This is a genomic window from Microbacterium sp. NPDC064942, assembly GCF_049545525.1.
Lineage (GTDB): Bacteria > Actinomycetota > Actinomycetes > Actinomycetales > Microbacteriaceae > Microbacterium > Microbacterium gawkjiense.
This window is the reverse complement of the sequence record NZ_JBMWDR010000001.1, coordinates 613,869-631,560: the sequence shown is the minus strand read 5'-3', so window position 1 is coordinate 631,560 and position 17,692 is coordinate 613,869. Positions and strand designations below refer to the sequence as shown.

The 17,692-nt window shown below is 72.5% G+C and carries 18 protein-coding genes and 1 pseudogene; 12 read left to right on the top strand and 7 right to left on the bottom strand.

The window, feature by feature from the left end:
• Genes nadA through ACPEH2_RS03015 form a run of 5 tightly spaced genes read left to right on the top strand, consistent with a single transcriptional unit; the run spans position 1 to position 5,830 of the window.
• On the top strand, positions 1–1,329 hold the full coding sequence (nadA, locus tag ACPEH2_RS03035; protein ID WP_423718226.1) for a quinolinate synthase NadA: 1,329 nt from the start codon (positions 1–3) through the stop codon (positions 1,327–1,329).
• Complete coding sequence (nadB, locus tag ACPEH2_RS03030; RefSeq protein ID WP_423718225.1) at positions 1,326–2,870, top strand: L-aspartate oxidase; 1,545 nt, start codon at positions 1,326–1,328, stop codon at positions 2,868–2,870. The genes nadA and nadB overlap by 4 nt, the downstream gene beginning before the upstream one ends.
• Positions 2,870–3,727 carry a carboxylating nicotinate-nucleotide diphosphorylase gene (gene nadC / locus ACPEH2_RS03025; RefSeq protein WP_423718224.1) on the top strand — a complete coding sequence of 286 codons (858 nt, stop codon included), beginning with the start codon at positions 2,870–2,872 and terminating at the stop codon, positions 3,725–3,727. The genes nadB and nadC overlap by 1 nt, the downstream gene beginning before the upstream one ends.
• A 1-nt stretch (position 3,728) precedes the next feature.
• Positions 3,729–4,868, top strand: coding sequence for a cysteine desulfurase family protein (locus tag ACPEH2_RS03020; protein WP_423718223.1), 1,140 nt, complete (start codon positions 3,729–3,731; stop codon positions 4,866–4,868).
• Entirely contained in the window at positions 4,868–5,830 is a 963-nt protein-coding gene (locus ACPEH2_RS03015; protein WP_423718222.1) for a glycosyltransferase family 2 protein, read from the top strand. Before ACPEH2_RS03020 ends, ACPEH2_RS03015 begins: the two co-directional genes overlap by 1 nt.
• A gap of 19 nt (positions 5,831–5,849) precedes the next feature.
• Here ACPEH2_RS03015 and ACPEH2_RS03010 read toward each other — a convergent pair whose 3' ends face one another.
• On the bottom strand, positions 5,850–7,727 hold the full coding sequence (locus ACPEH2_RS03010; protein ID WP_423718306.1) for an ABC transporter ATP-binding protein: 1,878 nt from the start codon (positions 7,725–7,727) through the stop codon (positions 5,850–5,852).
• A gap of 136 nt (positions 7,728–7,863) precedes the next feature.
• Here ACPEH2_RS03010 and ACPEH2_RS03005 point away from each other — a divergent pair, with 136 nt between their 5' ends.
• Complete coding sequence (locus ACPEH2_RS03005) at positions 7,864–9,339, top strand: MDR family MFS transporter (RefSeq protein WP_423718221.1); 1,476 nt, start codon at positions 7,864–7,866, stop codon at positions 9,337–9,339.
• 37 nt (positions 9,340–9,376) lie between these two features.
• Here the strand turns inward: ACPEH2_RS03005 and ACPEH2_RS03000 are convergent, their stop codons facing one another.
• Positions 9,377–9,514 carry a hypothetical protein gene (locus tag ACPEH2_RS03000; protein ID WP_217530317.1) on the bottom strand — a complete coding sequence of 46 codons (138 nt, stop codon included), beginning with the start codon at positions 9,512–9,514 and terminating at the stop codon, positions 9,377–9,379.
• Positions 9,515–9,600: 86 nt separating this feature from the next.
• Between ACPEH2_RS03000 and ACPEH2_RS02995 the strand changes: the two genes are divergently transcribed.
• Positions 9,601–10,161, top strand: a complete 561-nt coding sequence (locus ACPEH2_RS02995) for a type 1 glutamine amidotransferase domain-containing protein (RefSeq protein WP_359917377.1) — start codon at positions 9,601–9,603, stop codon at positions 10,159–10,161.
• A 51-nt stretch (positions 10,162–10,212) separates the two neighbouring features.
• Here the strand turns inward: ACPEH2_RS02995 and ACPEH2_RS02990 are convergent, their stop codons facing one another.
• Positions 10,213–10,764, bottom strand: a complete 552-nt coding sequence (locus ACPEH2_RS02990) for a copper resistance CopC family protein (protein ID WP_359917374.1) — start codon at positions 10,762–10,764, stop codon at positions 10,213–10,215.
• A 138-nt stretch (positions 10,765–10,902) separates the two neighbouring features.
• Here ACPEH2_RS02990 and ACPEH2_RS02985 point away from each other — a divergent pair, with 138 nt between their 5' ends.
• Complete coding sequence (locus tag ACPEH2_RS02985) at positions 10,903–11,073, top strand: hypothetical protein (RefSeq protein WP_363378102.1); 171 nt, start codon at positions 10,903–10,905, stop codon at positions 11,071–11,073.
• A gap of 10 nt (positions 11,074–11,083) precedes the next feature.
• Here ACPEH2_RS02985 and ACPEH2_RS02980 read toward each other — a convergent pair whose 3' ends face one another.
• The gene (locus ACPEH2_RS02980; RefSeq protein WP_359917369.1) at positions 11,084–12,004 is read right to left on the bottom strand and encodes a helix-turn-helix domain-containing protein; all 921 of its coding nucleotides are present in this window, start codon (positions 12,002–12,004) and stop codon (positions 11,084–11,086) included.
• A gap of 128 nt (positions 12,005–12,132) precedes the next feature.
• Between ACPEH2_RS02980 and ACPEH2_RS02975 the strand changes: the two genes are divergently transcribed.
• Together ACPEH2_RS02975 and ACPEH2_RS02970 are read left to right on the top strand one after the other, a co-directional pair.
• Entirely contained in the window at positions 12,133–12,471 is a 339-nt protein-coding gene (locus ACPEH2_RS02975) for an ATP-dependent DNA ligase (protein ID WP_253033991.1), read from the top strand.
• A gap of 30 nt (positions 12,472–12,501) precedes the next feature.
• Complete coding sequence (locus tag ACPEH2_RS02970) at positions 12,502–13,443, top strand: helix-turn-helix domain-containing protein (RefSeq protein ID WP_359917366.1); 942 nt, start codon at positions 12,502–12,504, stop codon at positions 13,441–13,443.
• Here ACPEH2_RS02970 and ACPEH2_RS02965 read toward each other — a convergent pair whose 3' ends face one another.
• Positions 13,444–14,217, bottom strand: coding sequence for an alpha/beta fold hydrolase (locus ACPEH2_RS02965; protein ID WP_217530328.1), 774 nt, complete (start codon positions 14,215–14,217; stop codon positions 13,444–13,446).
• A gap of 12 nt (positions 14,218–14,229) precedes the next feature.
• Complete coding sequence (ychF, locus tag ACPEH2_RS02960) at positions 14,230–15,303, bottom strand: redox-regulated ATPase YchF (RefSeq protein ID WP_064001774.1); 1,074 nt, start codon at positions 15,301–15,303, stop codon at positions 14,230–14,232.
• Between the two features lie 105 nt (positions 15,304–15,408).
• Here ychF and ACPEH2_RS02955 point away from each other — a divergent pair.
• Positions 15,409–15,998, top strand: a pseudogene (locus ACPEH2_RS02955) (3'-5' exonuclease).
• A gap of 57 nt (positions 15,999–16,055) precedes the next feature.
• Positions 16,056–17,318: a DNA recombination protein RmuC gene (locus tag ACPEH2_RS02950; RefSeq protein WP_423718220.1), complete on the top strand. Its 1,263-nt coding sequence runs from the start codon at positions 16,056–16,058 to the stop codon at positions 17,316–17,318.
• Positions 17,319–17,322: 4 nt separating this feature from the next.
• Here ACPEH2_RS02950 and ACPEH2_RS02945 read toward each other — a convergent pair whose 3' ends face one another.
• A complete protein-coding gene (locus ACPEH2_RS02945; RefSeq protein WP_253033996.1) occupies positions 17,323–17,604 on the bottom strand; it encodes a hypothetical protein in 282 nt (93 codons plus the stop codon).
• Between the last annotated feature and the right edge of the window lie 88 nt (positions 17,605–17,692).

Sequence of the window (17,692 nt, the reverse complement as noted above, 5' to 3'; positions counted from 1 at the left end):
ATGAGCGCCACCCCCGTCACCCTCCAGCCCCGCCCCGTGGACCCCAGCCCCGTGGACCCCAGCGTCGACCACGAGATCCAGGCGATCGTCGCCGGTGAGCTGACGACCGAGACCTGCACCACCGACCTCGCCGCAGGCCCCTGGACCTTCGACACCCGCCCCGGGTACGGGCCGGGCTCGTCCATGGGCGACGTCATCCCGACCGGGGCTCCTCGCCAGGGCGAGCTCCCCGCCGAGTACCGCGAGGCCGGTGAGGAGGAGCTCGCCGCACGGATCGTCGCCGCCAAGGCGACGCTCGGCGACCGCGTCGTGGTGCTCGGGCACTTCTACCAGCGCGAAGAGGTCGTCACCCACGCGGACTACGTCGGCGACTCCTTCCAGCTGGCCAACGCGGCGCTCGAGCACCCCGAGGCGGAGGCGATCGTCTTCTGCGGCGTCCACTTCATGGCCGAGACCGCCGACCTCCTCTCCCGTCCCGAGCAGTCCGTCATCCTCCCGAACCTGGCCGCGGGCTGCTCGATGGCCGACATGGCCGACATCGACCAGGTCGAGGAGTGCTGGGAGCAGCTCGCCGACGTCTACGGCGACATGGACACCCCGGATGCCGAGGGGCTGCTCCCCGTCATCCCGGTGACCTACATGAACTCCTCCGCGGCGATCAAGGGCTTCGTCGGTCGTCACGGCGGCATCGTCTGCACGTCCTCGAACGCCCGCACGGTGCTGGAGTGGGCGTTCGGCCGCGGCCGGCGGGTCCTCTTCTTCCCCGACCAGCATCTGGGGCGCAACACCGCGAAGGCGATGGGGGTCCCGCTCGAGCGGATGCCGATGTGGAATCCGCGCAAGCCCCTCGGCGGCTCGACCGAGGCCGATCTCGAGGATGCCCGGGTCATCCTCTGGCACGGGTTCTGCTCGGTGCACCGCCGTTTCACCGTCGACCAGATCGCCCAGGCGCGCGCGGAGCACCCCGGCGTCCGCGTGATCGTCCACCCCGAGTGCCCGATGGACGTCGTCGACGCCGCCGACGAGGCGGGGTCCACGGACTACATCCGCAAGGCCATCGCCGCCGCGACCGAACCGACGACGTTCGCGATCGGCACGGAGATCAACCTCGTCCAGCGCCTCGCGGCCCAGTTCCCGCAGCACGAGATCTTCTGCCTCGACCCCGTCGTCTGCCCGTGCTCGACGATGTACCGCATCCACCCGGGATACCTCGCGTGGGTGCTCGAGGGCCTCGTGGCCGGCGAGGTGCGCAACCGCATCCAGGTCCCGTCGGACGTCGCGGTTCCTGCGCGGGTCGCGCTCGAGCGGATGCTGGCGGCCAAGCCGTGACCACGGTCGTCGTCGTCGGATCGGGGATCGCGGGCCTCACCGCGGCCCTGCACGCCGAGGCCGCCGGCTCCCGGGTCACCCTCGTGACGAAGGCGGCACTGACCGAGGCGAACACCCGGTACGCGCAGGGCGGCATCGCCGGTGCGCTCTCCCCCGCCGACCGCACCGCCGACCACGCGCGGGACACCCTCGTCGCGGGAGCCGGCCTCGCCGACCCGAGCGCGGTCGCCGTCCTGGTCGAGGAGGGTCCCGACCGCATCCGCGAACTGATCGCCGCCGGTGTCGACTTCGATCGCGACGAGTCGGGAACCCTGCGGGGCGGGCTCGAGGGCGCGCACTCCTTCCCCCGCATCCTGCACGCGGGCGGCGACGCGACCGGCGCCGAGATCGAGCGCGTTCTGGTCGCCCGGGTGCGTGCGAGCCGGGTGAGCGTCCGCGAGCACGCGTTCGTGACGGAGCTCGTGCGCAAGGACGGTCGGGTGGCAGGGGTGGAGCTCCACGGCGGCGAGCGGATCGAGGCGGATGCCGTGATCCTCGCCACGGGCGGAGCGGGCGAGCTCTTCGCACATTCCACGAACCCGACCGTCGCGACGGGGGACGGCATCGCGCTGGCGGCGCGCGCCGGCGCCGCGGTGCGCGACCTGGAGTTCGTGCAGTTCCACCCGACCGTGCTCGCCGTCGGCGAGGCGTTCCTCGTCTCGGAGGCCGTCCGCGGCGAGGGCGCCGTCCTCCGCGACGAGGCCGGCCGGCGCTTCGCCCTCGAGGCGCACCCCGACGGCGAACTCGGTCCGCGCGACGTCGTCACGCGGGCGATCGCCGCCGCGATGGCGCGTCAGGGCGGCCGGCCCGTCCTCCTCGACGCGACCGGCCTCCACAGCAGCGACCCCGACCGCCGCGCGGTGTTCCTCGCGGCGCGCTTCCCGACGATCGACGCCGCGGTCCGCGCGCGCGGCCTCGATTGGGCCCGCGAGCCGATCCCCGTCACCCCGGCGGCGCACTACCTCATGGGCGGGGTCGTGACCGATCTCGACGGCCGCACCGACGTCCCGGGTCTCTACGCGGTCGGCGAGGTCGCCCGCACCGGCGTGCACGGCGCCAACCGGCTCGCCTCGAACTCGCTGCTCGAGGGCGCCGTGTTCGGCGCTCGCGCCGGGGCTGCGGCGGCGACCGACGCGGGGCGCCCCTGGCCCGTGCCCACGGGAGCGCCGGCATCGCCCGTCGTCGAGCCGGCGACCGCCGGCATCCCGCATCCGCCGTTCTCGCGGCGTGCGCTGCAGGAACTGATGTGGGCGGATGCCGGGGTGTCCCGCGACGGCACGGGGCTGACGCGCGCGGCCCGCACGCTCGCCGCGTGGCGGGCGGCGGCGCCGGCACCGGCCACGGTCCGCGCTCACGAGGACGCGAACCTTCTGCAGGTCGCGCAGCTCGTCGTCGCCGCGGCGACCGCACGCACCGGATCCGTCGGGTCCCACCTGCGCACCGACGATCCCGCCGCCCTCGCCGCACCGACCGCCCGCACCGACCTGGAAGGCGCTGCCTGATGCTCTCCCCCGCCGTCATCGAGACGACCGTCCGCGCCGCCCTCGCCGAGGATGCGCCGTGGGGCGACCTCACGAGCGAGGCGCTCATCCCGGCCTCCGCCACCGCGACGGCGGAGCTCGTCGCGCGGGAGTCCGGCGTGTTCAGCGGCGGCGAGGTCTTCGCAGCGGCCTTCGCCCTGACCGATGCGCGCGTGGCCGTCGACGTGCGCGCCGCCGACGGGACCCGGTTCGCCCTCGGCGACGTCCTCGCGGTCGTCACCGGGCCCGCCCGCGCGGTGCTCACCGCGGAGCGCATCGGCCTGAACTTCGCCCAGCGGATGTCGGGGGTCGCCACCCTCACGGCGCGTTACGTCGACGCGGTCGCCGGCACCGGTGTGCGCATCGCCGACACGCGCAAGACGACCCCGGGCCTGCGGGCGTTCGAACGCCACGCGGTCCGCAGCGGCGGCGGCGCGAACCACCGGTACTCGCTGTCGGATGCCGTCATGGCCAAGGACAACCACCTCGCCGTCCTGGTGCGCTCCGGGATGTCGGTGACCGACGCCCTCCGCGACGCGAAGACGCGACTCCCCCACACGACGCACCTCGAGGTGGAGGTCGACCGCCTCGCCCAGATCGAGGCCGTGCTCGCCGCCGGGATCGGCACGATCATGCTCGACAACTTCTCGCTCGCCGACCTGCGGACCGGTGTCGCCCAGGTCGCCGGACGCGCGACGGTCGAGGCGTCGGGCGGCGTGTCGCTCGACACGGTCCGCGCGATCGCGGAGACCGGCGTGGACGTCATCTCCGTCGGCGCCCTCACCCATTCGGCGCGCGCGCTCGACCTGGGGCTCGACGTCCGCATCGACGAGGCCTGACGTGCTCTACCTCGACCACGCCGCCTCCGGCCCGGTGCGCGCCGAGGTGCGCGAGGCGATGCTGCCCTTCCTGGGCGACCGGTTCGGCAACCCGTCGAGCCACCACACCGTCGGGGAGGATGCCGCGGGTGCGCTGGAGGACGCGCGGCGGCGGGTGGCCGCGGTGCTCGGCATGCGTCCGGGGGACGTGGTCTTCACGTCCGGGGCGACGGAGGCGAACAACCTCGCGATCAAGGGGGTCGCCGTCGCCGCCCTCCTGCGACACGGACGGCCCGGCCACGTCGTCACCACCGCGATCGAGCACGAGTCCGTCCTCGCCTCGGTCGACCACCTCGAACGCGTCCACGGGGTGCGGGTGACCCGCCTGCCGGTGGACCAGCACGGCGTGCTGGACCCCGCGGTCCTCGCCGGCGCGCTGCAGGACGACACGGTCCTCGTGTCGGTCGGGTACGCCAACAACGAGATCGGCACGGTGCAGGATGCCGCAGCCCTCGCCGCCGTCGCGGCGGGCAGCCGCATCCCCCTCCACCTCGACGCGGTGCAGGCGGCGGGATGGCTCCCGCTGTCGGGGACCGGCGCCGACGCCCTGTCGCTCGCGGGACACAAGATCGGTGCGCCGCAGGGGATCGGCGTCCTCGCCATCCGGGGCCGCGTCCCCCTGGAGCCCGTCCTCCACGGCGGCGGTCAGGAACGCGATCGGCGCAGCGGCACGCAGAACGTCGCCGGCGCGGTCGGGTTCGCCCTCGCGCTCGAACTCGCCGAACGGGAGCGCGGCGCCGCGTCCGCCCGGGTCGGCGCCCTCCGGGACGCCTTCGTCACCCGCGTGCAAGCGCTCGTCCCCGAAGCGGTCCCCACGGGGCATCCGACCCGTCGCCTTCCCGGCACCGCGAGCTTCACGTTCGCGGGGGTGAGCGGCGAAGCCGTGCTCCTCGAACTCGAACGCCGCGGGGTGGTCTCCTCGAGCGGCTCGGCCTGCGCGGCGGGCAGCGACGAACCGTCGCACGTCCTCGTCGCCCTCGGGATCGCCCCCGAGGTCGCGCAGACGTCCGTGCGGTTCAGTTTCGGCCACCACGCCGCGGGCGACCCGACCCGGATCGCCGACGCGGTCGCGGCCTCCGTCGCGGCGGTACGATCGCGGTGATGAGCTCCCCGACCGTCACCGTCATCGTGCCCGGCCGCGATGTCGGCGCTTTCGTGGACGAAGCCCTCGCCTCCCTCCGCGCCCAGACCCGCAGCGACTTCCGCGCGATCCTCGTCGACGACGCCTCGCGGGACCGGACAGCCGAGGCCTTCGCCGCCACCGCGGCGGCGGACCCTCGCTTCCGCCTGGTGCGCCACGAGGTGGCCCGCGGCCTCGGCGCATCGCGCAACGAGGCGCTCGAGCTCGTCGACACCCCGCTCGTCGGCTTCTTCGACGCCGACGACGTGATGACCCCTCGCGCGCTCGAGATCCTCGTGGGGAGCCTCGAGGCCTCCGGCAGCGAGGTCGCCGTCGGCGCGTACGTCCGACTGCGAGCGGATGCCGCGGGTCACTACGCCCCCGGGGTCGTGCAGCCGTGGGTCGCCGCCTCGACCTCCCCCGCCCGGCGCGGCACGAGCCTGGCGGAACACCCCGACGTCTCGGGCAACATCGTCGCGTGGTCGAAGGTGAGCCGCCTGGACCTGTGGCGCCGCGAGGGCCTGCGGTTCACGGAGGACAAGGCCTACGAGGACCAGGTCGTCGCCCAGCAGCTCTACACCGCGGCCCGCGGCATCGACGTGATCCCCGACGTCGTCGTCCACTGGCGCGAGCGCGCCGACGGCACCTCGATCACGCAGCGCCGTCACGCGGTCCCCGTCCTGCAGGACTACCTCGACGGCATGAGCGGCGGCCTCGCGGTCCTCGATGCCGCCGGGCGCACCGCCGCCGCGCGTTCGCGGGTGCGCCTCATCCTCGGAATGGACGTCCCCGCCCTCGTGCGGGTCGCCGAACACCACCCCGATGACGCCTACCGGAAGCTCCTCGGCGCGTTCACCCGTGGACTCACCGAGCGCGCCGAGCGCGACGGCATCCCTCTCGACGAGGACTCCGCCGCGCTCCGGGCCGCCGCCCTCGCCTGGTGACGCGCGGGCGCGGTGCGGATCAGACCGCGCCCTCGATGCGCCCCGCCGCGATCTGCTGGGCGGCGAGCTCCGCGTAGAGACCGCCCAGAGCGAGGAGCTCGGCGTGCGTGCCGGACTCGACGATGCGCCCGCCGCTCACGACGTGGATGACGTCCGCGGCGACGACCGTCGAGAGCCGGTGCGCGATCGACAGGGTGGTGCGCCCCCGCGCCGCCTCGTCGATCGCCTCCTGCACGACGCGTTCCGAGACCGTGTCGAGCGCCGAGGTCGCCTCGTCGAGGAGCAGCACGGGCGGGTCTTTGAGCAGCACGCGCGCGATGGCGATCCGCTGCTTCTCCCCGCCCGAGAGCCGGTACCCGCGCTCGCCCACGATCGTGTCGTACCCGTCTTCGAAACCCGCGATGACGTGATGGATGTTGGCGGCGACGCACGCGGCCTCGATCTCGGCATCCGTCGCCTCCGGCCGGGCGTAGCGCAGGTTGTCGCGGATCGAGGCGTGGAAGAGGTATGTCTCCTGCGACACGATCCCGATCCGGTCGATGATCGAGGCGTGCGCGAGGGTGCGGACGTCGGCACCGGCGAACAGCACCGTGCCCGCCGCCGGTTCGTACAGGCGCGGGGCGAGGTAGAGGATCGTCGTCTTGCCGGCCCCCGACGGTCCGACGAACGCGACGTGCTGGCCCGGCTCGGCGACGAAGGACACGCCGTCGAGCGTCGCGGGGCTCTGCGGACCGGCATCCGGGTACCGGAAGGACACGTCGCGGAACTCGATCCGTCCGAGCGGACCCGGCGCCGCCGTCACGTCGATCGCGTCGGGGCGGTCGGTGATCGCGGGGCGCAGATCGAGGTACTCGAAGATGCGGGCGAACAGGGCGCGCGAGGTCTGGACGTCCAGCGCCACGCGCATGAGGCCCATGAGCGGCATCAGCAGGCGCGCCTGCACCGTCGTGAAGGCCACGACCGCACCGGCCGTGATCGCGGGGCCGTCGCCCGAGATGAACAGGCCCGCGACGAGGTAGATGACGGCGGGCACGGAGGACATGATGATCTGCACGACGGCGAAGAAGCCCTGACCGCTCATCGCCTGCCGCACCTGCAGGCCGATCTGCGTGCGGTTCTCGGCGGCGTACCGCTCGGACTCGGCGCGCTGGCGGTTGAACGACTTCGACAGCAGGATGCCGGAGACGCTCAGGGTCTCCTGCGTGATCGCGCTGAGCTCGGAGAGGGACTCCTGCGTCTGCCCCGCGATGCGCGCCCGCACCTGGCCCACCCGGCGCTGGACGAACACGAGGATCGGCATCATCACGACGGCGATGAGGGTCAACCGCCAGTCGATCAGCACCATCGCGACGAGCGCCGAGATCACCGTGACGGTGTTGCCGAGGATGCTCGTCACCGTGTTGGTGAGCACGCCCGAGACGCCGCCGACGTCGTTCTGCAGACGGGACTGGATGACGCCCGTCTTCGTGCGGGTGAAGAAGCCGAGGTCCATGGCCTGCAGGTGCTCGAACATCCGCACCCGCAGGTCCCCCGTGACGCGGTTGCCGACCGTCGAGGTGAGCCAGGTCTGCGCGATGCCGAGGCCCGCACCGAGCACGAACAGGGCGATCATCGAGAGGACGAGGACACCGAGCAAGCCGAGCCGCGGCGACGAACCGTCGACGGGGAAGAGCGCGTCGTCGAAGATCCGCTGCACGAGAAGGGGCGGGATGACGCCCACCGCCGCACCCGCGACGACGAGGACGGCCGTCACCGCGAGCCGGCGGCGGTACGGCCGGAACAGCGCGGCGACGCGGCGTCCGAGGTCGGGGACCTCGGGGGCCGACGCGTTGCGGCGGCGCTGGGCCTCCTCGTCGACCGCGCGGAACCCGCCCCGCCCGCCTCCGGGTCCGCCCATGCTCATGCCGTCACCATAACCCCGGGTCGGGGTCGCGGCGCCGGCGCGGGAATGCCCGACTCACAGCATCCGTTAAGCTGAACGGCTCGCCCGGGCCCGGCACCTCCGCCGCATCCCGCCCACTCGAAGGATCCCCGTGCCCCTTTCGGACACCGCTTCCACTCCCGTCGTCCCGACCGATTCGCGACCCGCCAGAACGGGTCCGGTCATCGCGCTGCTCGTCGTCGCCGCATTCGTCGTGATTCTGAACGAGACGACCATGTCGGTCGCACTGACCGACATCGTCGCGGACCTGGGCATCACCGTCGCCTCGGGTCAGTGGCTGACCACTGGCTTCCTGCTGACGATGGCTGTCGTCATCCCGTTGACCGGCTTCCTGCTCGAGCGCTTCCCGCTGCGCTCCGTCTTCTTCGCCGCGATGAGCCTGTTCGCCGCCGGCACGCTCATCGCCGCCCTCGCCCCCGGCTTCGGCTTCCTCCTCGTGGGCCGCATCGTGCAGGCCAGCGGCACCGCGATCATGCTGCCGCTCCTGTTCACGACGGTCCTCAACATCGTTCCCCCGTCGCACCGCGGACGGATGATGGGCCTCATCTCCGTCGTCATCGCGGTCGCGCCGGCGATCGGCCCGACCGTCTCCGGCGTGATCCTGTCGACGCTGACCTGGCACGCGATCTTCTGGGTCATGCTGCCGATCGCCCTCATCGCCCTGGCGCTCGGAGCGGTGTGGGTCAAGAACGTCACCACGACGCGACCCGATGCGCGCTTCGATCTGCTCTCGGTCCCCCTGTCGGCCTTCGGCTTCGGCGGGCTGATCTACGGCTTCAGCGCGATCGGCGAATCGGCATCCGGTCACACCCCTGTGCCCGTCTGGATCCCGCTCGCCGTCGGCGCCGCATCCCTCGTCCTCTTCGTCCTGCTCCAGCTGCACCTGCAGAAGACCGACAGCGCCCTCCTCGATCTCCGGACGTTCCGGACGCCGGCCTTCTCGCTCGCGATCGTGCTCGTCGTCATCGTCTTCATGGCGCTGTTCGGGTCGATCATCCTGCTCCCCATCTACCTCCAGCAGGTCCTCGGCCTGGACGTGCTCGGGGTGGGGCTCGTGCTGCTCCCCGGCGGCATCCTCATGGGCGCGATGGCGCCGTTCGTCGGCAACGCGTTCGACCGCTTCGGACCGACCCCCCTCGTGATCCCGGGGATGCTGCTGGCCGCCGCGGCCCTGTGGGGCATGACGTTCTTCGGTCCGGACACCGGCGTCGCCTTCGTCATCGCGGTGCACCTCACGCTGAGCCTGGGGCTGGGACTCACGTTCACCCCGCTCATGACGTCCGCGCTCGGCTCGCTCCCCCGCCGGTTCTACCCGTACGGTTCGGCGACGGTCGGCACGCTGCAGCAGGTCGCCGGCGCCGCCGGCACCGCCGTGTTCGTCGCGATCATGACCGTGGTCACGGCCGGCGCCATCGCCGACGGCAGCGACGAGGTCATCGCCAAGGCCGACGGCATCCACGCGGCGTTCCTCGTGGGTGCGATCGTCGCCACGGCGGCGGTCGCCCTCGCCCTGTTCGTCCGGAAGCCCGCGGAGGGCGACGTCGATCTCCCGGCCGCGGCGCACTGATCCCCGCCGCGCCTTGACGCCGCCGGGGCGGGAGCCGTCAGTCGATGCTGCAGCTGCCGCCGCCGCAGCACGCGGCGCCCTGATCGAGGATCTGGAGCGACGGCTTCTCGTCGGCGGCATCGGTCGTCGTGGGGACGGGCTGCAGGTTCGGGGTCGGCAGGTTCGACATCGCCATGTCGATCAGCCTACGCCGCATAAACGCGGGCGGGGCCGCGGTCAAGGGCCCGCCACCGGCGCGGGCCGCGGCGTAACGTGCGGGCCATGAGCAGCACCGACGGAACCCTCAGCGGAAAGCGTGTCGCGTTCGTCGCGACCGACGGATTCGAAGACAGCGAACTGACCTCGCCCTGGCAGGCGGTGACGGATGCCGGCGCCACCGCCGTGCTCGTCTCCCCCGACGCCGGGAGCATCACCGGTAAGAACGGGCACGAGCAGCGGGTCGATGTGACGACCGAGGAGGCGGAGGCCGCGGACTTCGACGCCCTCGTCCTCCCGGGCGGTGTCGTGAACGCGGACGACCTGCGCCTGGACGCGGCCGCCGTCCGCCTCGCGCGCGACTTCTTCGCGCAGCACAAGCCGGTCGGCGCGATCTGCCACGCCGCCTGGCTGCTGGTGGAGGCCGACGTCCTGGGCGGGCGCACCCTGACGAGCTACCCGAGCCTGCGCACCGACCTCGTCAACGCCGGGGCGACGTGGCAGGACGAGGAGGTGGTCGTCGACGCCGGCCTCGTGTCGAGCCGCACCCCCGACGACCTGCCGGCGTTCGACGCCAAGCTCGTCGAGGAGATCGCCGAAGGACGTCACGCGGCGCAGACCGTCTGACCCACCGGATGCCGCACCCCCGCAGGCGCGCGGGGTGCGGCATCCGTCGTCTCAGCTCTCGTCCGACCGGGTCCGGCGACGGGAGAGGACGATGCCGACGACGACGGCGATCACGGCGACCGCGATCACCGAGCCCACGACGACGGGAAGCAGCGCACCGTCGTCGCCCGGGAGGGCCTCACCGGCGACGTCGTCGGAGGTGATGGGGGCGCCGCCGCCGACCATGAACGGGATGGTCCCGCTGATGGGGTGCCCGTCGCTGGAGACGACACGCCACTCGACGACGTAGCCGGCGGCCGGCAGCTCCCCGTCGAGCGCCATCGTGAGGGTGTTGGTGTCGATGGTCGGATCGCCCTCCGCCCAGTCGCGCCCCGCCGCGTCGAAGACCGCGACCGTCGCCCCCTCGGTCATGATGGCGGCCGAGTACGTGAGGGTGATCTCCGCGGGCGCCTCGGCCAGATCGGCGCCGGCGGCCGGGGAGCTCCCGACGAGCTCGTCGTGCGCTGCGGCGGGGTTCGCGACGGTCAGGACCGCCGCCAGAGCGCCCACGATGCCGGCGAGAGCGGCGCGGACGGAGGCGGGGAGGGACGAGAGGACGCGCATGCCTCGATTCTCCCGCGTCCGGCCGTGCGGGAGGTCTGTGCGACCGGCGCTAGCGACCGGCCCCGTCCGGCGCAAGGCGGGCACGACGCGACGGGCTGCGGGGTAGCGTTCACGGACGACACGACGAGAGGACCGGCGATGACCGACGACACCGCAGGAGTCGACAAGCCCGAGGACCGTGGCGCGCCGAGTGCCGAGTACGGCGTCCGGGTGAGCGAGCACGACGGGGTGACGCGCATCGACATCGCCGACGACGCGGTCGCCCGCCCCGGGCCCGGACCGGGTCAACCCGAGGCCGACGAGGACTGACCCGCGCGCGTCAGAGCCCGAGGAGCTCGTGGGGCGTCGTCCCATAGCTCCGCAGGTGGTCACGGGTGAGCCCCGTCTCGGTGAACCCCCAGCGTGAGGCGACCTCGGCGACGGTCACCGTCCCGTCGAGGGGGGCGCGCAGAATGTCGGCGTGCGCGGCATCCAGCCGGACCGCCGCCAGGTGCTCTGCGGGGGTGCGTCCCGGAACGGAGTGGGTGCGGAACGCGCGGTCCAGCGCCGCCGAGCCGACACCCGCCGCAGCGGCGGCGTCGTCGATCGTGATCGGCAGCGAGGCGTGGTCCTCGAGGAAGGCCACCGCCATCCGGTAGGCGGCCTGCTGCTGCGCGATCGTCTCGCGCCGGACGCGGGCATCCTCGACGGCGGCGAACGTTTCGAGGGTGGTGACCGCGAGCGAGCGGAAGACGGACGCGCGGACGAGGTCGTTGCCGAGGAGGGACTCGGTGTCGAACGCCAGCGCTGCGGCGGAGCGCCACGCCCGGGAGAGAGCCGGAGTGGACGGGGCGGTACCGCCGAATCGCAGCGTCAGGGTGTCGTCGTTGTACACGGTCCGCGCAACGTCCGTCAGGACCTCGACGGGGAGCGCGACGACACGGACCCGGGCGTCCTGGAGCCGGCAATCCAGTGTCCCCGGCTGGAACAGCACGGGAGCCTCAGCGGTGCCCCGGACGCCGTCGACCTCCCATTCGTAGCGGTCGTCGCTCTGCACGACGATGACGGCCTCGAGCTCGCAGGACGCGCTGTAGCCGCCCTCCACGTGCAGCCGGCGGAGACCGAACCGCTCGTCGCCGGTGCTCGATTCCTCGAAGACGAGGTCGTCGGCGTCGAGCTGGACCTTGCCGTAGCTACGCCGGATGTAGGCCTCGGCCTCGCCGAGATCCGCGGAGCGGAAGTGCTCCTCGAGCACGGTCATGGGGTCTCCTCACACCGGTGCACGGGTCTCATCCTATGATCCCCTCGCATTCTCCGGGCCGGCGGGATCGATGTGCGCAAAACGGATATCCGTGCGCATAATGGATACACCGCCGCAGAAGGAGCACCGTGGGAAAGTTCATCTACAACGAACGCATCCGTGTCGATTTCGAGGACCGGGTGCTCGCCCACCTGCAGGTGGTCATCACAACCAAACTGCGCCGAGGCGAGTCGTTCACGTTCATGTGGCGCAACGACCAGAGCCTCGGCGACGGCCGACAGGTCGTCTGGCTCCACCCGGGCGCCGACCTGACCTTCCAATACTTCGGAAGCCGGCAGCCGAGCCTCAACCCCGCCTGGCTCGACGCGCTCAGCTACGTTGCGAATTCCCCCTCCGGCCTCTACCTCGTGCCCGAGCCGCAGGGAAGCGCCGCGGCCGGGGTAGGGTCATCGGAGCGGATCGGGTGATCCGGCGCCAGCTCGTCAGGAGAATCCGGCATGGGCGTTGAGGTCGATCCGAAGGTCCGCGACGAGACCATCGTCGCGAGCGACGCCGCAGGAGTGCAGAGCGCCGTCGCGCAGCTGAGTACCCGGATCGCCGTCCGCGACATCGGCTCCCCCCTCGCCCTCCGGCAGCGGATCGTCGGTGACGACCGCCTCCTGCTGACCTCGTTCGGCATCGACACCCACCTGCACGTCGAGTCCGCGATCACCGGCGCGGTCGCGATCGCCCGGCGCCGGGAGGGCGACCTCCGCACCGTCACCAACGGCGAGGAGGTCGACGCGGGCCGGCCGTTCCTGCTGCGGCCCGGGCGAGCCGAGTCGTGGTCGCGCGAGGTGACGGCCGACATCCTCAGCGTGGATCTGCCCGCCCTCGGCGCCTTCACCGGTCGCGACGAGTCCGCACTGCACTTCGGTGCGACCCACGCCCTCTCCCCCGAACTGCAACGGCACTGGGACCTCACGATCGACCACGTCACCCGTGTCTTCGACGATCCCGAGCTGCTGCACAACCCCCTCATCCGTCAGGCCGCCGTCGATGCGGTCTTCGCCGCGACGCAGCACGCGTTCGACATCCGATCGGTCGCGGACCGGCCCGACACCCGCGCCGGAACGGATGCCGTGGGTCGGGCGACCGCGTTCATCGACGCGCACCTGGCCGACCCCCTCAGCGTCGGCGACATCGCGCGGGCCGCGCGCCTCAGCGTGCGAGGGCTGCAGAACGCCTTCGCGCGCGTGCTCGACACCACACCGGCCGCGTACGTGCGCGGCGCACGCCTCGCCGCCGTCCGGGCGGAACTGGTCGCCGCCGAACCGCCGCAGACGACGGTCGCCGACGTCGCCCGGCGCTGGGGCTTCGCCCACCTGCCGCGCTTCGCGCAGCACTACCGCGCGGAGTTCGGCGAGCAGCCCAGCGAGACGCTGCGGCGCTCCCGCTGATCAGTCCCAGCCGAGGTAATCCTCGATCTGGAAGGCCGTCTCCCCCGGGTGGGTCATGGGGAAGAGATGGCCGGCACCGGGCAGCCGCACGACGCTCGTGCGGTCGGCCGCGGTCGCCTGCAGATCGTCGCCGTTCGCCGGCGGTGTGATCGCGTCGTCGGCGCCCTGGATGATGAGGATCGGAAGAGATGCCGCGAGGGTCGCCCAGTCCGCGACCGGGGTGGAGGCGAGGGCTCCGCTCTGCAGGTCCTCGACCTCGAGGTCGCGCGAGCGGGCGAACACGTCCCAGGCCAGCGCGGTGTCGATCCCGGGGCCGACGAGGGTGCGGACGGCATCCGCGTCGGGGGCCTCGACCGACGTGGCGAAGGCGGTCTGGAGGGCGCGGGCGGCGTCGTCCTCGAGCGGACGCGTCGACTCGACACCGAGGAGCAGGACTCCGCTGACCCGGCCGGGGTGGTCGAGGGCGACCGTCCGCGCGACCGCGCCGCCGAACGCGTGACCGCCGATCCACGCCGCGGCGATCCCGAGGTGGTCGAGGACGTCGATGACGTCCTGCGCCAGGTCGTGCATCGACACCGCAGCGGGGCCGGGGCGCCGCGAACCGATACGGACGATCCGGAACCCCTCCTCCTCGAGGATGCTCGCGAGCCCGCCGAGGTAGGCCACGTCGAGGCCCTGAGCGGGGATCAGGACGAGGGCGGGACCCTCCCCCTCGTCGATGAACGGGATGGCACGAGCCTCGGCGTCGAACACCTGGCGCTGGATCTGTGACATGGGAGAGGTCCTTCAGTTGTTGAAGCGGAACTCGACGACGTCGCCGTCCTGCATGACGTAGTCCTTGCCCTCGAGGCGCGCCTTGCCCTTGGCCCGCGCCTCCTGGACCGAGCCGGTCGCGACGAGATCCTCGAACGAGATGACTTCGGCCTTGATGAAGCCCTTCTCGAAGTCGGTGTGGATGACGCCGGCGGCCTGCGGCGCCTTCCATCCCTTGCCGATCGTCCAGGCGCGGGCCTCCTTGGGGCCGGCCGTCAGGTAGGTCTGCAGCCCGAGGGTGTCGAACCCGACCCGGGCGAGCTGGTCCAGGCCCGACTCGTCCTGCCCGGTCGAGGCGAGCAGTTCCGCAGCATCCTCCGGGTCGAGCTCGGCGAGCTCGGACTCGATCTTCGCGTCGAGGAAGACGGCCTGGGCGGGCGCGACCAGCGCGGCGAGTTCCGCCTTGCGGGCGGCATCCGTGAGGACGGCCTCGTCGACGTTGAAGACGAAGATGAACGGCTTGGCGCTGAGCAGGCCGAGTTCGCGGATGGGCGAGAGATCGATCCCGGATGCCGAGAGGAGCTCGCCGCGCTGCAGCGCCTCCTGCGCGGCCTTCGCCGTCTCGAGGACCGAGGGGTCGAGCTTCTTGCCGCGCACCTCCTTCTCGTAGCGCACGATCGCCTTCTCGAGGGTCTCGAGGTCGGCGAGCTGGAGCTCGGCGTTGATCGTCTCCATGTCGTTCTTCGGGTTCACGGCCCCGTCGACGTGGACGACGTCGTCGTCGGCGAACCCGCGGACGACCTGGGCGATCGCGTCGGCCTCGCGGATGTTGGCGAGGAACTTGTTGCCGAGGCCCTCGCCCTCGCTCGCACCGCGCACGATGCCGGCGATGTCGACGAACGACACCGTCGCGGGCAGGATGCGCTCGGACGAGAAGATCTCCGCGAGGGTGTCGAGCCGGGGGTCCGGCAGGTTCACCACGCCGACGTTCGGCTCGATCGTCGCGAACGGGTAGTTCGCCGCGAGCACGTCGTTCTTGGTGAGGGCGTTGAAGAGGGTGGACTTGCCGACGTTGGGCAGTCCGACGATTCCGATGGTGAGAGCCACGGGCATCCACTCTACGCGGCGGGCGCGCGGCGCCGCGCCCGCCGGTCCCGGTTCCCGGCGGCGCGCCTCCGCCGGGGCGGGCCTCCCGGCGGCGAAGGTGAGGGCATGCCCTTGGACTTCACCGCGATCGACTTCGAGACGGCGAATCCCTCCAACGCCTCGGCGTGCGCCGTGGGAGTGGCCCGGGTCCGGGGCGGTCGCGTTGTCGCCTCGGAGGGCTGGCTGATCCGCCCCCGGCCGGCCACGACCGCTTCTTCGAGGTCAACGTCGGCATCCACGGGATCCGCGAGTCCGATGTCGTGACGGCCCCCACCTGGACGGAGCAGCTGCCGCGCCTGCTCGATTTCGTGGGCGACGACATCCTCGTCGCCCACAACGCCGGCTTCGACATGCGGGTCCTCCGCACCGCATGCGAGGTCACCGGTCAGGTCGCACCGGAGGCCCGCTACCTCTGCAGCCTGCACGTCGCGCGCAAGACGTACGACCTCCCGTCGTACCGGCTCCCCTTCGTCGCCGCGGCCGCCGGCCACCTCGACTTCGCCCACCACGACACCACCGCCGACGCGCTCGCGTGCGCGCAGATCGTCATCGATGCGGCCGCCCGCGCCGGGGCGGGCGACCTCGTCGAGCTCGCGATGCTCCTGGGCGTCCGCATCCCGCAGATCCCCTCCGCCGTGCCCGCCACCGCCGCCTGAGACCCCTCGCCCGCGCGGCGCCGACGGATGTCGGGGGCGTGGGGCACCATGACGGACATGGATGCCGTCTTCTCCGTCGTACTCGCCGTGCTCTGCCTCCTCGCCGGGGCCGTCGCCGCGGGCGCGGTCGTCTCGGCCCGTGAGGCCGGGCGGCGGGGCGCACTCCAGGCGCAGGCCTCGGCGGCCGAGGCGGCTCGCGATGCCCTGCAGGTCCAGCTCGACCAGCAGCGTTCGCTCCACCGCGACGTGACGGCCCGCATTCACGCCGAGCAGGCCGCGCGCGACGAGCGGGAACGCCGCGAGCAGACGGTGCTGCGCGCGCTCGCCCCCGTGCAGGAGACCCTCGCCGCGATGCAGCAGAAGGTCGATCACCTCGAGCGCGACCGGCAGGAGCAGTTCGGGTCGCTGGCCGAGCAGCTGCGCCGCGCCCAGGAGTCCGACGAGGCGCTGCGGGCCACGACCGAGTCGCTCGCCGGCGCTCTGCGCTCCAACGGCGCGCGCGGTGTGTGGGGCGAGACGCACCTGCGCCGGATCGTCGAGTCCGCGGGTCTCACGCGCTACGTCGACTTCGACACGCAGACTTCGATCTCCACGGATGCCGGGGCCGGACGCCCCGACATGATCGTCCGGCTCCCCGGCGACAAGGCGTTGGCGGTCGACGCCAAGGCGCCGTTCGACGCCTACCTCGAGGCCAGCGCCATCCCCGTGACCGCCGTCGGCGAGGAGGCCGCACGGCGCAGCAGACTGCTCGCCCGGCACGTCGCCGCCGTGCGCGGCCACATCGACGCGCTGGCCAAGAAGAAGTACTGGGCCGGGATGCCGTCGAGCCCCGAGTTCGTCGTCTGCTTCATCCCGAGCGAGTCCCTGCTCGCCGCCGCCCTGGAGGAGGATCCGGCCCTCCTCGAGTACGCGTTCGGTCGGCGGGTCGCCCTCGCCTCCCCCGTGAACCTGTGGACGGTCCTCAAGACCGTCGCCTACACGTGGACGCAGCAGGACGTGTCCACCGAGGCGCGCCGGCTGTTCGATCTCGGCAACGAGCTGTACCACCGGCTCGGCTCGCTCGCCGGTCACGCCGACGACCTCCGGCGCGCGATCGAGCGCACCGTCGACAGCTACAACCGGTTCGCCGGGTCCCTCGAGACCCGCGTCCTGGTGAGCGCCCGACGGTTCCCGGGGATCGACGACACGCAGCTCGAGGAGCTGCCGTCGCCGACCACGATCGAGTCGACGACCCGCCGACTCACGGCTCCCGAACTGCTCGAGGATCGAGAGCAGGCGGCCGATCTCGGCGAGCTGCGCGGACGCCTCGCGAGCGACTGAGCGCTCAGGAGGGGAAGAAGGTCATGAGACCTACGACGCCGATGGACACGGCGAGGAACGCGCCGATGAGCCACCACGCGTTCACTTCGTGCCCGGGAGGCATGCGACGGCGCAGGAGGACGTCGGGACGGCGCGCCGGGTCGTCGGCCACGGCGATCGGTGCTGTCACGGGACGCACACCACCGGTCGCCTGACCCACGATCGGGATCTGGCCCGTCGGCGTGACGGGAAGGTGACCCGTGAGCGAGAGCTGGCCCGTGCGCGGGTCACTGGATGCGGTCGACATGTGAACTCCTGGGGGCGGTGGCGAGTGCCGGGGACAGCTGACACCATCGACCATTGTGCCAGAGGGGTCGTGCCGGGTCCTGGGTTGA